At 26.7% G+C, this 15,825-nt stretch carries 11 protein-coding genes; 4 read left to right on the top strand and 7 right to left on the bottom strand.

Annotated features, from left to right (window positions below):
* Positions 1-150: 150 nt before the first annotated feature.
* Both VBM89_RS01890 and VBM89_RS01895 read right to left on the bottom strand, forming a co-directional pair.
* Positions 151-798, bottom strand: coding sequence for a DUF402 domain-containing protein (locus VBM89_RS01890; RefSeq protein WP_257089504.1), 648 nt, complete (start codon positions 796-798; stop codon positions 151-153).
* 33 nt (positions 799-831) lie between these two features.
* Positions 832-3,012: an MYPU_1760 family metalloprotease gene (locus tag VBM89_RS01895; protein ID WP_323188612.1), complete on the bottom strand. Its 2,181-nt coding sequence runs from the start codon at positions 3,010-3,012 to the stop codon at positions 832-834.
* Positions 3,013-3,165: 153 nt separating this feature from the next.
* On the opposite strand from VBM89_RS01895, the gene VBM89_RS01900 reads away from it, so the two are divergent.
* The 3 genes from VBM89_RS01900 (at position 3,166) to VBM89_RS01910 (ending at position 7,125) form a co-directional block, all read left to right on the top strand.
* The gene (locus VBM89_RS01900) at positions 3,166-3,381 is read left to right on the top strand and encodes an MAG6790 family protein (protein WP_257089500.1); all 216 of its coding nucleotides are present in this window, start codon (positions 3,166-3,168) and stop codon (positions 3,379-3,381) included.
* A gap of 116 nt (positions 3,382-3,497) precedes the next feature.
* Positions 3,498-5,405: a M13 family metallopeptidase gene (locus VBM89_RS01905; RefSeq protein WP_323188613.1), complete on the top strand. Its 1,908-nt coding sequence runs from the start codon at positions 3,498-3,500 to the stop codon at positions 5,403-5,405.
* A 526-nt stretch (positions 5,406-5,931) separates the two neighbouring features.
* Positions 5,932-7,125: a DUF31 family putative serine protease gene (locus tag VBM89_RS01910; RefSeq protein ID WP_323188614.1), complete on the top strand. Its 1,194-nt coding sequence runs from the start codon at positions 5,932-5,934 to the stop codon at positions 7,123-7,125.
* A 25-nt stretch (positions 7,126-7,150) separates the two neighbouring features.
* Here the strand turns inward: VBM89_RS01910 and lepA are convergent, their stop codons facing one another.
* Entirely contained in the window at positions 7,151-8,953 is a 1,803-nt protein-coding gene (gene lepA / locus VBM89_RS01915) for a translation elongation factor 4 (RefSeq protein WP_323188615.1), read from the bottom strand.
* A 386-nt stretch (positions 8,954-9,339) separates the two neighbouring features.
* On the opposite strand from lepA, the gene VBM89_RS01920 reads away from it, so the two are divergent.
* A complete protein-coding gene (locus VBM89_RS01920; RefSeq protein ID WP_323188616.1) occupies positions 9,340-9,951 on the top strand; it encodes a variable surface lipoprotein in 612 nt (203 codons plus the stop codon).
* 159 nt (positions 9,952-10,110) lie between these two features.
* Here VBM89_RS01920 and VBM89_RS01925 read toward each other — a convergent pair whose 3' ends face one another.
* The 4 genes from VBM89_RS01925 to rnr all read right to left on the bottom strand — a co-directional run bounded on the left by VBM89_RS01925 (position 10,111) and on the right by rnr (position 15,823).
* Positions 10,111-10,770 (bottom strand): deoxynucleoside kinase, encoded by a 660-nt coding sequence (locus VBM89_RS01925; RefSeq protein ID WP_323188617.1) that lies wholly within the window; start codon positions 10,768-10,770, stop codon positions 10,111-10,113.
* A gap of 80 nt (positions 10,771-10,850) precedes the next feature.
* Positions 10,851-11,135: a putative quinol monooxygenase gene (locus VBM89_RS01930; RefSeq protein ID WP_323177608.1), complete on the bottom strand. Its 285-nt coding sequence runs from the start codon at positions 11,133-11,135 to the stop codon at positions 10,851-10,853.
* A gap of 24 nt (positions 11,136-11,159) precedes the next feature.
* Complete coding sequence (gene metG, locus VBM89_RS01935; RefSeq protein WP_323188618.1) at positions 11,160-13,493, bottom strand: methionine--tRNA ligase; 2,334 nt, start codon at positions 13,491-13,493, stop codon at positions 11,160-11,162.
* Positions 13,494-13,597: 104 nt separating this feature from the next.
* The gene (gene rnr / locus VBM89_RS01940; protein WP_323188619.1) at positions 13,598-15,823 is read right to left on the bottom strand and encodes a ribonuclease R; all 2,226 of its coding nucleotides are present in this window, start codon (positions 15,821-15,823) and stop codon (positions 13,598-13,600) included.
* Positions 15,824-15,825: the final 2 nt, after the last annotated feature.

Consider the following 15,825-nt stretch of genomic DNA (forward strand, 5'->3'; position numbering starts at 1 on the left):
AACTTCTTTGCTATCAAAAGCATGAATATTATAACACTATTTTTTTTATTCAAAGTTTTTTTAAAAATTTTTTTCGAATTTTTTATTTGAACTTTTGATTAAAAAAATACTATCCACATCATAGTTTAATGGACAGTATTAAAGTTTTTGTTATTTGTATATTTTTGAAATATCAGCAAACATCGAAGTTTCTTCATTGTATTTTCTTCTATTATTAGTATCTAATAATTTATTATATGTTTTCTCTGTTATTAATTTATCATCATATAAAACTTTTAAATAGTATGCAATAACTTCGTCTGAAAAGAAATATTCATAATCATTATATAAAGAAATGATGTCTTTAATTTCATCATAAATAGTCTTTCTTAATGATTCGGGATATTTCATCTCTTTTGAATGTTCAGCAAATTCTTCTCTATCAACAATTTGCAATTCTTTATCTGGATAACATTTTATGTCTAAATCATAATCAATAAATTTAAGCGTGTCATCTTCAAAAATTGGACGTGATGCAAGGTTTATATAATAATAAGAACCGCTTTCTTTTAAAAGAACAATTGCATTGTACATTGAATCTTTCGGAATAAATCAAATTGCATTTTCTTTATATCTTCACCCATTTACATCTCTTTCATATTCAGCCACTTTAGTGTTTTTTAAAAATAAAACAATATGTCTCTTATTATGAAAAATTACTTTTACAGAATTTCATTGTCTATAAAGATGACCATTATGTTTATAAGCTTGAACATTAATCATTTGCCCAACTTTTAATTTAGAAAAATCTCATAGCATAAATTCCTTTCTATTTGCTTGTGAATATCTTAACTATGTAAATAATTTATGAAAATCTAATTTAACTTTATTATCTCTAGTTTTTATTATATTGTAAACATTTTGATTTTTTGTTGATCTTGCTGTTGTTACTCATCTATTTTCAGGAAGTGTTATTTCTTTTTCAGTTAAAATTTCATTTTCTTCAGCAATATTATTTTTATTTAAATCTTTTCATAAATAAATAACTGAATTATTACTTGGTTTTGTAATGAAATCTTCTGAAATATATGGAATAAATAAAGTGTTTGTATATTCATTTAATGAATTTGGATAAATTCTATTATTTAATTGTTCTTCTCTTTGCTGAACTTGTTCTGATGTTAATGAATTTGATAATAATGCACCTTTATCAAAAGTTTTGTGACCAAAAAAATTGAATGTATCTAAGTATTTAATTTTTGACGTTGCAGTAACTTGATTATTATCTGGATTAACGAAGACAAACCCTGTGTACTCATTTGAATCTAAGTAACCACTTAATTTGATTTTATGTTGATTTGCTTCATTATTTTCTATTTGCGAATGCTCTAAATCAATTCATTTTCATCCACTATTATCATAATATAGTTGTGAAATAGTTTTTCCATAACCCATTGTATCTAAAAATAATTTGTAAAAATCAACTGATTTATCTTGTTTTATTTTCTGAAGATTTAAATATTCAGTTTTAGTTCTATATCCTACTTGAGGTTGATATTCAGATAAAGCAAAAGGTGTTGTTGGCAGAAGAATTGAAGATTGATTTTTATAAGTTCTTGTTCTGTTTGAATTTTCTTGAATTGTCAAATCACCTTGTATGTATCATCCTTGTCTATATTGTGAATCAAAATTATTCAAGAAAACTTTACTCATATCATCTGCTAAAGATGTTGGTGAAATTGTGTAAGTTGTGGATGAAGATTTTTTATCAATATGAGCATAGCTAAAATAACTCATTGTAAAGATATCTTGACCTTTATTTCTTGAATCTTCTATAGCAGGACCAATTGGATTTGGTAAATTTATATTAAAGTAAGGTTCAAAACCATATTTCAAATATTCTCTAGGAACTAATTCAGTCAATGAATAATAGTAGCGAATATTATTTGATGAAAGACCGAACTTTGTATCAGGTGAATAATACAATTTTGAATGTTCTTTTAATTTTTTATTAAGTTCAATTACATCAGGATTGCTTGGTTTTCCGTTTGAAAGATCTCAAATATCTTTCGGGCTAAAAACATTATGAATAAAACTATTTTTTTTGTTATTATCTGCTCTTAATATTTCTCAAGTTTCATCAGAGATTTTTGACTTTGAAGTTACATCATAGTTTAATAAATATTGAAATGAATCAACAAACGATTTATTTCAATATTGAGTGTAAAGATGATTATGCTGATCTTTAATTGTTGTTCCAGGTGAATAATAAATAATTGATGGGTTAACTAAATCTGAATCATCATTTTCAAAACTATAATATTTTGCAAGTACATCTTTTTTAAATGCAATTTCTGCATATGAGTTTGCTCAATGATGCATATATTCGTGGAATGTTGTTTGCATCATATAAGCAATAATTTCATAAAGGCTCATTCCTGATTCACAAAAAAAGAAACCATTAATAAAGATATTTTTAATATTCGGAATATATAATCCGTTTGCAGTATTATCTATTACACTAAAATTATTTATATTTATAGCTTCAAGATCGAAAACTTCAGTACTGAATGGAATTTTTCTTTTAAATTCATGAGCATATAAAACTAAACCTTCAGGACCTAATAAATATCTACGCTCACTTTTGTTTTCACTAACATAATATGCATAGTCTCTAAAAGTCACATTTGTGTACGGATCTATGTATTCAAAATAGCAGGTTCCATTAGTTTCTTCATATTCGTGCACATTATTTTTTTCAGTTTCAAATCTATTTAATAATTGACTAACTTCATCATTACTTTTTGATGAAGTTTTCATAAATTCTTTATTGTTAATTGGAACTACATTAGAAGCTGCAATTGTAGGATGTGTGTAATTTGTAAATCTTAATTTAACTTTATTAACTTGTTTTTTATCACCATTTCCAGAAGATTTAAAAATATCTAGAAAACTGCATGAATTAGTCACAAGTGTTCCTAGACCTAAAATTGAACCAGTTAAAAACAATAAAGATTTACGTAATTTAGTCATATTTAAATCATACACTTTTTATCTTCAAATAAGATAAGAAGTGTTGTAATTATTTTTTTCATAAATGTGAAAAATTTACTAGAAAACATTAAATTTTTGATAACTTGATCTCAAAAAGTTATAGAATAAAAGTGTAAGAAATCGGAGGTGCTTATGTACAAATACAAAGCAAAATTAGTAGCTAGTGGTGAAGTTATTGCACAAGCTAACACAATTGACGAATTAGAAGGTCAAATCAAAGGATTTCGCCGTGGTCAAAAACACGGATTACACACCAAGGGAAATGAAAAAATTGAAATATTCCATATAGAAAGAAACAATTTGGAAGGTAAATCACATTCTAAAGAAGTTTCAGTTAAAGTTGTTTAATTTATTGAATAGAATTTATATATTAGTTTTATAGATATGTGCCACCAATTTTTGGTGGTTTTTATTTAAAAAACTCTAATTGCTATATAATAAAAAGAAAATTATAAGGAGTTAAAATGTCAAAACCTAGATTAGAAGATAATTTTTATGTATACGTTAATTATGAATGATTAAATACTGCCACAATTCCATCAGATAGATCATCAATGTCAGCATTCGGTGAATTAGATATCAAATTAGAAAAATTACTTAAAGACTTAACAGTTCAGTGAGCTAATGGTCAAAAAGAATTACCTAACGATCCTATGATGAAGCAGTATGTTGAATTTTACAAAATGATTATTGATAAAGATAAGAGAAAAGAAATCGGAATAAAACCAGCTAAAGATTTTCTTAAAAATATTGAAGAATTAAAATCATTTGAACAACTTGCTTCAAATTTTGATTACTTTAATAATAGATATGTATCTTTACCTTTATCTTTTGGTGTTGGAGAAGATTTTAAAAATAATAAATTACAAGTTTTATGACTTGATGAATTTAGCTTAATTTTACCTTCAAAAGAAACATATGAAAATGAACAAGAAGCAAATAGATTAATGACTGTATGAATTAATATGGTTTTTGATTTATTACAAAAATATGGATTTGATGAAAGAAAATCAAATGATTTAATTAATAAAGCTATTGCTTTTGATTTAAAAATTAAAGATTATGTTCTTTCAGATGTTCAAAAGGCTGATTATGTTTCATTATACAACCCTAAAGAAATTTCATGATATACCGATAAAAGTTCAATTTTTAATATTCCAAACATTGCAGAACAATTAGTAGGTCAAAAAGTTGAAATGATACCTTGTTCAAATGTTAAATTCATTGAAAACTTAAACAATATTTTCAATAGTGAAACATTCGAAGAATATAAAGCCTTATTCTTTATTAAAAACTTAATTTTTGCAGCTTCATATTTAGATGAAGAAACAAGAATTAAAGCAACAGAATTTAAAAATGCAATTTACTCAATCCAAAAACCAAGAGATTTAGAAATGTTCGCTTATGATTTAGCTACTAAATATTTCAAAGAACCATTAGGTATGTACTATGCAAAACATTTCTTTGGAGAGAAAGCTAAAAAAGATGTAGAACATATGGTTGCTAATATGATTGAAGTCTATAAGAAAAACTTGGAAGAAAACACATGATTATCAAAAGAAACGATTAAAAAAGCAATTACTAAATTGAACAAATTAGGTGTTATGGTAGGATATCCAGAAATCATCAGACCATTTTACAAAGATTTTGTTGTTAAGAACTATGAGCAAGGTTCAAACATTTTAGAAAATGTTTTATTCTTTGAATCAATTAAGACTCAATATAACTTATCCCAATACAATCAATTAAAGAATGATAAGTATTGATCAATGTCTCCTGCAGAAATTAATGCTTACTTTAATCCATTTGCAAATCACATTGTTTTCCCTGCTGCAATTTTACAAGCTCCTTATTATGATATTAATCAATCTTCATCTGCAAATTATGGAGGAATTGGAGCAGTTATTGCTCACGAAATCTCACATGCATTTGATAACAACGGTTCACAATTTGATGAAAATGGAAGCTTAAACAACTGATGAACTGATGAAGATAGAGTAAAATTTGACGAAAAAATTGCTGCAGTTATTAAGTTATATGATGGTAAAGAAACTAAATATGGAAAAGTTAATGGAAAACTAACAGTTTCTGAAAATATTGCTGATATCGGTGGAGTTTCATGTGCTTTTGAAGCTGCTAAACTTGAAAATGACTTTAATCCAAAAAACTTCTTCGAAAACTGAGCTAGAGTTTGAAGAATGATTATCACAGAAGGAAGTGCAAAAAGAAGATTGGAATCTGATGTTCACTCACCTTCAGAAATACGTGGTAATGTTGTTTTATTAAACAATCCAGATTTCACAAAAACTTATAACTTAAATGAAAATGATCAAATGTTTTTTCCTGAAGAAGAACAAATCAAAATTTGATAGATAACTAAATTGAAAAATATAAACCTCAATATAACAAACACTTTTTTAGTGATAGTTATATTGAGGTTTTTTATAATTATTTTAACAATTTTAGTTTGATATTTAGTCTCCTAAAATTGTATATGCATTATTAGCATGATATGCTTCATATTCTCCTCCATTAAATGTCTCAAGGCTCTCAGGATTATCTATAGAAAATGAATAACTTTATCAACTATTTTAATTTTTTTAACTATTTTTGTAACTAATTACCTAATAGTTCAAATTTGAGGAAAATCACTAAATTAATGAGGTGATTATGAAAAAAATTTTAGTTTACTTAATAATTTTTATGAGGTTAATCTTTTGTTGTAGTTTTTTTACTGCTTCATGCAAGACTGATAACCATCAATTAAAAAAAGAAATTAATAAGAAAAACCATAATACAAATTCTTATAAAACAACAAATAGTTTATTGAATCAGAAATATTTAAGTAATTTTTGCCCATTATTAATTAATAATAAAATTTTGCTTGGTTCAGGAAAAATGAATTGAGAAAGTTTCAAAGTTGATAAAAATAATCAAATTAATCTTAATATTCACCATGAAGATATGATGAATAATACATTTAAAGTTTCATTTCATAACTATAACCCTCATAACAGGATAAACTCACAATCTAAATACATGATTCATTCAGGTACTATTAGTTTATTTGATTATCATCTTGATGATAATGGTGAAATTGAAAAATTGTATTTCGTAACAAATGCTCATGTTCTAAATAACTTTGTAAAGAATAATTCTGATGGTTCAATATTTTCAAATATTATCAATGATAATCAATTATTAAATGATGAAAGTAACCTTATAACTTCTCAAGTTCAAATTTCAAAGTTAAAATTTGATACGAATAAAAACCAAGAAATTAAGCAAATTTTCAACTTTGATCCTAGTGATTTTAAAATTGTATATTTAGCATTAGATTTTTTAGAGTCAAGTCCTAAAAATTACATCCATAATATGGATAATGTTGAAGAAATGATTGACTTCGGTATACTGGAATTAGATTTGAAAAATCTTCATAATAAAAGTAATTCAATTTTTGAATACTCTAAAAATGAAAATTTAGTCAGTTGTCAAAATATGACGTTTAATGAATGATTAGGTAAATTTATTAATATCAAAAAAATTAACACAATATCATCAGATAATATTTTGGAAAATCATGAATTTTACTCAATAGGTTACCACGATAAGGAAATTGAGTTTACTTTTAATAATTCAAATAATTTAAATCACTCAGAGCAATTTCATTTTTTAGAAAACTATCCTGGTTTTGTTGATATTTTGCTTAACTTTAGGTACATAAGTCATTTAAATAATTTTAAGTATGTAAATAAATCTGTTTTCAAAACAAATAAATTTGTTAATTATGGTTTAGGATTCGTAATAAATAATTATCAACCATATTATGGTTCATCAGGATCTCCGGTTGTTAATCAAAATAATCAATTACTTGGTTTAATGTTTGCTACATATGATGTTGATTTTAAAAATAAAGCATCAATATCTTGTTTATTAAGATCGCCTGAATTAGATTATTCACATAACTTTGGATCATACAACATAGAACCATATGATTTAATTTATGGAGGATATCAAAATCAAAAATCATCATATAAAGATGCAATTAGAAATTTATATGGAGATAACTATAAAACTTGATTAATAAAATAACCAGGTATTAACCTGGCTAAATAAATTATTTGTCAATATTTGTTTTTAAAACTGATAAGAAAGCTTCTTGTGGAACTTCAATAGAACCTAGTTTTTTCATACGTTTCTTACCTTCTTTTTGTTTTTTAAGTAATTTTTGTCTTCTTGTTACATCCCCACCATAAAGTTTTGCAGTAACGTCTTTTCTATAAGCTTTAATTGTTTCCCTTGCAATAATTTTTCCACCAATAGTAGCTTGCACAGGTACTTCGAAGTTTTGCCTAGGTATTGCATCCTTGAGTTTTATACATAACTCTCTTGCTGCTTCATATGCTTTTTCTCTATGAGAGATTATTGAGAATGCATCAACTTTATCACCATTTAATAAGATGTCAACTTTAACTAAATCTGAAGGTCTATATCCAATTCATTCATATTCGAATGAGGCATAACCTTTTGTAGTAGATTTTAATCTATCAAAAAAATCAAAAACAGTTTCTGCTAATGGTAATTCATAAATTATTCTAGTTCTTCTAGAGTCAACTGTCTCTAAAGTTTTATAAATACCTCTTTTATTTTGACAAAGTTCCATAACATTACCAATATATTCGTTTGGCACAAAAATACTTGCTTCAACATATGGTTCTTCGATTTGTTCTATAAAAGTTCTGTCAGGAAATAATGTAGGGTTAGAAATGTATTCAATTTCTCCTTTTGTAGTAGTTACCTTGTACTCAACACTTGGGCTTGTCGCAATAATTCCGACTTTATATTCTCTATCAAGTCTTTCTTGAAGAATTTCCATATGCAACATTCCTAAGAAACCAACTCTAAATCCAAACCCTAATGCTTTTGATGTTTCTTGTTCTCATGTGATTGATGAGTCTGATAATGAAATTTTTTCTAAACTTTCCTTAAGATCCATGTAATCTTTTGTGTCAATTGGGTAAAAACCAGTAAATACAACAGGTTTCATTTTTTTGTAACCTGGAAGAGCTTGTTTTGTTGGATTAGAAATTAAAGTGATTGTATCCCCAACGTTAACTTCTTTTGCATCTCTAATTGCTGCCGAAACTCATCCAACTTCTCCTGCAACTAATTCATCTTTTTTGGTTTCATTTGGATTTTTAATACCTAAGTCAATAACATGATACTCATTTCCTGCATCGTGTCTTGACATAAATTTAAACTTATCTCCTGTTTTAAGCTTACCTTCGAATACTCTGATAAACATAACAACTCCACGATATGGATCAAAGTAACTATCAAAAATCAATGCTTTTAAAGGTTTATTATCATCTGCATTTTTAGGTGCTGGGATATATTCAACAATCGCATCAAGCAATTGATGAACACCTTGACCTGTTTTTGCAGACACCAAAATAGCATTATCAGTTGGTATACCGATAACTTCTTCTATTTCTTTTTTGACACCTTCAACATCAGCACTTGGTAGATCGATTTTATTTATAACAGGTAAGATTTCTAAATTATTTTCAATTGCTAAATAAACATTAGCTAAAGTTTGAGCTTCAATACCTTGTGTTGCATCCACAAGCAATAAAGCTCCCTCAGAAGCTGCAAGTGATCTAGAAACTTCATAATTAAAATCAACGTGTCCTGGCGTATCAATTAAATGAAAAATATAGTCTTTATACTTGATTTGAACTGCATTTAGTTTAATTGTAATACCACGTTCCTTTTCAAGATCCATTGAATCTAAAAATTGAGCAGTTAACTCTCTTGTGTCTACTGTATTTGTATATTCTAAAATACGATCAGCTAAAGTACTCTTACCGTGATCTATGTGAGCTATTATTGAGAAATTACGAATTTTACTTTTTTCCATAGTTCTTTAAATTATAGATGAAAATTTTTTTCATTTTTTGAATTTTTATCTTATAATAATACCAGTGCTTTATCCTTGAACTTGATTCGGATAAAGAATGTGATGTCCATGAAACATCCTTCTTGTGTTAAATTATTAAACACCTGTCACTAAATAATTTTATGTAAAACACATAATCATTATTATGTCTTACATAACTTCGCCACAGCATTCTAGCTGTGGTTTTTATTTCAGAATTCACTGAATAAAGAGTGTAACCAGAGAAAAAATCCTTAATTTTTCACAAAATGTGAAAAAAATAAGAAAAAATTACATATTTATTACATAGTATTTGAAAAATGTGCTTAAATTTAAGTAGATAAATTAATTTTCAGGAGATGATTATTATGAAAAAATTAAAAACTTTACTTATGAGTATTGCTGGATTATCAGCTATTGTGGCGCCAGCCGTGGCAGTGTCATGTAAAGATACTAAAAAACCAGAACAACCTGGTAACCCTAACACAGGTTCACCTGTACATGCTGACGCAGAAATTGCTGAATTAGATAAAATTGGTGAAAGATTAGTGGCTAAAGGAGCTGAATTATTCACATTCTTACCAGAAAAAAGACAAGATGTTATTGACAAATTAACAAAAGGTGAAGTAAGAAAAAGACAATTATTCTTCTCTAACTATGATGGTCAATTAGCAACAGGTGTTGGTAGAGATTACAATGTTTCACAACCTTCAGCAGAAATTAAGGCTATTAATACTGAAAAAGGAATTCAATACATTAAAAGTGGTTACATGATTGCTAATGATGTAAAACCTCAATACGAAAACAAACAAGGTATTCAAGGGGCAAGTGGATGACTTAACACAGTTTACAATGAATCACAAGGAACAGTTACAATTAAATTCAAAGTTGCTAAATTCGTTAATGATGCAACACCAGTTAAGAGCTCATCAAAAACATTCGAAGTTACATTAAATCTTCCAGCTGCTACTACAAATTAAACAAGTACACCAGCTCAATAATTTTTACATAGATTTTATACAACACTAAATCAATTAAATTAGTGTTGTTTTTCATGCTTTTGCAAAAGGAAAACACTCATTCCTGTTCTTAATAGAACTAAAAATAAGTGTTTTCTTAATTGTGATAAAAAGGAAAATCTATTCACTAAGTAATTTTTCTTCAGTACTAATAATTGATAATGCTTCTTGCAATATTTGTTTTTCATCTTTATCATTTGTGTCTATGACATAGTACTTAAGGTTATATTTTGAAGCTATCTCTTTAAAGATTTTTAAATAGTTAGAATGTAAATTTTTAAAATATTCGTAATTAGAATCAAAATTCTTCACTTCTGATTCTCTATTTCTTGCAAACAATCTTTTCTTAAATGTTTCAAAATCTACATCCAAGAAAATTGCAAAATGCGGCATTTCATCTTCAGTTACTAACTTTTCAAACATAGCATGATAAGCCTGTAAATATTTTTTACTTTTTGCCGATAATATCAACTTAGCAAAAATATAATGTTCTAATGCAAATCTATCAACAAAAATGTGATCTTTTTTAATATTTGAATTTGATTGATTGTATTCATCTAATAATTCTGCAAACTTATCTGAATGATTTTCAGCTATATAAGATTGAAAACTAATTGTTAAATTTGGTTTATTTTCATACAATCAATTTAAGAAAGTGTTGAAAACATCATCGGATTCTTCAAACTCTCTTAATATTTTTGAAGTAGGAAACTCTTTTTGTAAATTTTTAACTAACGAACTTTTGCCTGCAGCGATCATTCCACTTATACCTATAACCATAAATACCTCACTTTAATAAATTTGGATAAAAAATCAACTCGATTAATTTAATGAGTTGAATTTACTTAAAATTATTATTACTATTTAACTAAATCTACATCATATAATGTATTAACTGATTTACACATTTTGTTAAGGGTTTTAAACTCTTGTTTAAACTCTTCTAACTGCATAAACTTTTCATAATCTAATCTTGTAGATCATCTTTCTAAAACAATTACTACTCCCTCAGGATCGACAGAATATTCGAATGATAAGTTTTCTTCTTTCATTCTTGTTTTTTTAGTTAATATAAATAAATAATCAATAAATCCTTTTAACTTTTCTGGATTTATTACATATCTTGATGCTTTGGCAAAAATCAAAATCGCCTCCTTAATAAGATCAAGTTATTTTTTTAAACGAGCAAAGAGCATATACTCATTCCCTTGATTAATATTATCAAATTTTTGATAATCTTCTATTAAATCAATAGAAAAACTATCAAAACCTAATGCAGTTGCTACTTCTTTCGTTTTATCTTTTAATACAACTGATAAATAAGTTGATACTGCATAAATACCATTTAGAAGTCTTACTAAAATTTGTTCTAATCTTGGTAAATCTTCTTTTAATTTTCACGGTTCTGTTAAATCAACATATTTATTTAAGTCGCTTGATAAATTAATAGCAACTTTTAATGCTTTGTCAATTTCTAAATTGTCAAAGTGTTTTTTGTACTCGAAGATAGAATTTCTAATTTTTAAGTCTATGTCCAAGTCATTTTGATCTTTTGATGACTTGTATTTTAAAGGACCTGAAAAACTATTTGATTTCATTTTTAAAGTTCTTGAAACTAAGTTTCCATAATTGTTAATTAATTCAGAGTTAATCACATCAATAAATCTATCTTCATCTCAAACACCATCTTCTCCTAATGTGATTTGTGATGTTAAATAGTATTTAATCATTTCTTTATCGTATTTAGCTAATAAATCATATGGATCAACTACATTATTTTTTGATTTCGACATTTTTCCTGTTGGTGTAACTAATCAACCGTGCGCTTGAATTCTTGTAGGTTGTTTTAAGTTAAGTGCTTTAAGGAAAATAGGTCAATAAATCATATGGAATCTTGCGATTTCCTTACCAATTAAGTGAACAACTTCTGAGTCTTTGCTTGCTCAAAATTTCATAAACTCATCTGGTTGTTGTTTGTTTTTTACATCATACCCTAAAGCAGTTATATAGTTGCATAATGCATCTAATCAAACATAAAGTGTATGTGTCTGATCTTCATCAATTTTGATACCTCAGTCAATGTTAGTTCTTGTAACTGATAAATCTTCTAGTCCTTTAAGTAAGAAATTATTTTTCATCTCATTGATGATTTTGTTAGGTGCTAAAAATTCTGGATTACCATCAATATACTCAACTAATCATTTTGCAAACTCATTCATTTTGAAGAAATATGAATCTTCTGAAACTAAAATTAGCTTGTGACCACTTGTCGGATGATAATATCCATCTTCTTTTTTAACTGCTTGTGTTTCTGTTAAAAACTCTTCATCTGAAACTGAGTATAAACCATTGTATTGCCCTTTATAAATAAAACCTTTTTCTAAGAAATAAGAGAAAATGTGTTTTACTGAATCTTTATGGAATTGTGATGATGTCCTTGAAAAGAAATCATATTCTATTCCAAAATCGACTCACATTTGTTTATATTTAGCAACTAAATTGTCAACAAATTCTTGTGGATTTACATTTTGCTCAGCGGCTTTTTGTTGAATTTTTAAACCGTGTTCATCACTACCTGTAAGCATTTTAACTTCATAACCAAGTAGTTTTTTATAGTTAGCTAAAACTCAAGCAACTGTAGTTGTATATAAATGTCCGATGTGTAAATTTCCACTTGCATAATAAATAGGTGTTGTTATATAACTTGTTTTTTTATTCATCTTCTCCTCCACTTTTATAGGTCTATATAGTTTTTTAATTTCAGGCAAATAATCGTGATTATTTTTATCGCTATTATCATGAAGATATAAGTTAGGTAAGAAATGAACGCCTCAACCTGTCTGATATCTTGCTTCAAGTAAAATAAATTTAGGTTTATCATCTATTCTAGGATAAATAAGTTGAACTCTTTTTGGCTCAAATTTATATTTTCTTAATAATTCAAAAGCATCAACCATTCTTTCAACAGGTAATACTAGTGATAAAAATCCTTTTTGTTCTATTATTTTAGAACAACCTAAAATTAATTGTTCTAAATTTAAATGAATTTCGTGTGTTGCAATTAGTTTTTCTTGTGAAATGTTATTTTTAACTTTTGTTTTATCATAAGGATAAAAAGGTGGATTGCAGAAAATAATTTGATATTTCTTTTGTGCATTCTTTGTGTGCTGTTTGTAAAAATCATTAAAGTCTTGGTTAATAATATGAATTTGATTTTCCATATTATTAAGCTTCACATTTTCTTTTGCTAACTCTGCTGCTTTTTTTTGAATTTCAATTGCATCAATTTTCAATTTGTCATATCTAGAAGCAACAAAAATTGATAAAGCACCATTATTAGCACCAATTTCAAGTGCTCTAGTGCTTTTTTTATTTAAATAAATAAAATTACCAAGCATAATGGTATCAACTGAATAATTAAACATATCTTTATCTTGTTTAATTACTAATCCAGCATCAAAACCTAATGAATTTTCCTCTAAATTTCTATTTTTATTTTCCATTCTTATCCTTTAATAAATATTTTTAATTATATTAAATAAGTTATATAAAAGATAACTTTTCATTATAAAAGCGCATAGCTCTTTATTAGCTTTGCGCTATTGTTTTATTTTTGAAAATTTTTTCTTGATTTTGAAAAATTTTGCTTATTTTTAGAAGCTCTTTCAGCTTCTTCTTTTTGCTTTTTAGCTAATCAAGCTTCGTATAAATCAGATAATACACAAGTAATTTTACCTTCAACTAAATCAACTTCTGTAACAATTACATCTACAAAATCACCAATTGTAAATTTTCTATCTTTAGAAATCAATTTAGTTAAGTTTTCATTAGCTTCGTATTCTCCATCAATCAATGTTGACTTATGAACTAGCCCACTAGCTTTAAAATCAAATTCAACAAAGAAACCAAAGTTAAGCACACTTAAAATTTGAGCTCTAAATGGTGAACCGATTTTATTTTTTAAGAATTCAGCAAACTTAAGATCATTAACATTTCTTTCAATTTGAACTGCTTTTTGTTCTGATTTAGTATTTAAATCACCAAATACAGGTAAGTTTAATCTAAAATCTTCAAGCTTTTCAGTTTGTTTATTAATAATAAAATCTCTAATTATTCTATGAATGATTAAATCAGGGTATCTTCTAATCGGACTTGTAAAATGGCAATAATATTCACTTGCTAATCCAAAGTGTCCTATGTTTACATCTGAATAAATCGCTTTTTGCATTGAACGCAAGAACATTAATTTAATAAAATCATCATCTCTTTCAGCTTTAACTTTATTAACAAAATCTGCAAATATTTTAGGAGTAATTGAGTTTGCTTTAAGTTTTGATGCGTCTATTGAAACTGCTGCTAAAGAGTTTTGTAGTAATTGAATTTTATCTTCATCCGGTGCTTCATGAACACGATATAAAACAGGTAATTTAGCATCAAAAAGATATTTAGCAACCGTTTCGTTTGCTCTAACCATAAAGTCTTCAATTAAAACTTCGCTAAATCCACGTTTATTAATCACGATTTGTTCAACTCTACCATATTGATCAAGTTTAATTTTAGGTTCATCAATATCAAAATCAACATATCCTTCTTTGATCTTGTAATCGTGAATAATTAAACTTAATTCTTTAGCTACATTAAGCATTTGTTTTAATTTAGCTACATTTTCTTGGTTTGGATGATCTTTGTTAATTTCACCTGTATTATAGTATTTGTCAACTTGTTTGTAAGTTAATCTAAATTTACTTTCAATAATACCTTGTGAAATATCTGCTCTAACTGTATTTCCATTTTTATCAATTTCCATTTCGCAAGCTAAAACAAATCTTTTTACATTTGGATTGAGCGAACAAATTCCATTTGATAATTCAACAGGTAACATTGGAATAACTCTGTCAACTAAATAAATACTTGTCCCTCTGCTTAAGGCTTCTTGGTTAATGAATGAACCTTCTTTGACATAGTGAGAAACATCAGCTATATAAACTCCAAGGAAATAATTTCCATTATCTAACTTTTTAACTGTGATTGCATCATCGAAATCTTTTGTATCATCACCATCGATTGTTACAATCATTTCATTTGTAAAATCACGTCTATTTGTTTGGTCTTCATTATCAATTGTTTCAGGAATTAATTTAATTTCATCTTCAGTATTTTCAGGGAAAGCTGATGGAACTTTAATTTGTTCTAAGTATGATTTAACAAAAACCATCGGGTCAGCTTCGTTTGTAATAACTCTTTCAACACTTATTGTTATGAATTTGTCTTCGTAAGCTAAAACTTTAGCTAAAACTAAGTCATTTAATTTGTTTGGAACACTTGAAGGAATTAATTTAAATTTAACACTTTTAAATCTAGCATCAATAGGTGCAAATGATTTAACACCATTTTTTTCTTTTATAAATCCAACAAAACTTTCATTGTTTCTTTGAATGATCTGTGTAACTACACCATCTTTTAATTCTTCATCACCTTTTTGAAGTTTATAAACATTAACTTTAACCTCATCACCGCTAATAGCTCCATTAAAATTAAAAGTTTTTACATAAACACTTTTTTTAGTTCCTTCTTCTTCGTTGATGTCATAATCAACAAATCCAAAGTTACCTTTTGTAGCAACTTTTAAAATTCCTGTAACTGTTTCTTCTAGTTCAGGTGAATAATATTCATCATTATTATTTCTAAAAACTAAATATTCAGATTGCAAATCTGAAATAGCTTTAGTCAAGTCTTTATTATTTCTCAATGAAACTTTAAAATGTTTTGCAATGTCTAAAAATGACCTTGACTTATATTTTCTAATGTAATTTAATATTTCTTGTTTTTGCATAC

Source organism: Mycoplasma sp. 1199, assembly GCF_034863365.1.
Taxonomy (GTDB): Bacteria; Bacillota_I; Bacilli_A; order Mycoplasmatales; family Metamycoplasmataceae; genus Mycoplasmopsis.